General features: G+C 69.0%; 1 pseudogene. It reads right to left on the reverse strand.

Annotation, left to right across the window (positions count from 1 at the left end):
- Positions 1-263 (reverse strand): annotated as a pseudogene (locus OH705_RS27065) (peptidase dimerization domain-containing protein); the annotation flags it as partial.
- Positions 264-284: the final 21 nt, after the last annotated feature.

Here is a 284-nt window from a genome sequence, read left to right on the forward strand (position 1 = left end):
GGCGGGTCCTTCTCCAGCAGGTCCTTCAGCAGTTGGCCGGCCTGCTTGCCTTCCAGGGTCGGCGGCAGGCGCAGCGACAGCTTCACCGACGTATGCGGACGCAACACGTTGCCCGCCGAGGACAACGGCGGCATGCCATCCACGCCGGTGACCGACAGCGCCGGGCGCCAGGTGCGGTTGAGCACCAACTGGGCCAAGTCGTCCGCCATCGGTGTCATGCCGGGCAGGAACGGGAACTTGTCGAACACGGCGGTATCCAGCACGCGGGCGGCCTCCTGCGCCTG

The organism is Pseudomonas sp. BJa3 (assembly GCF_026343815.1).
GTDB lineage: Bacteria > Pseudomonadota > Gammaproteobacteria > Pseudomonadales > Pseudomonadaceae > Aquipseudomonas > Aquipseudomonas soli.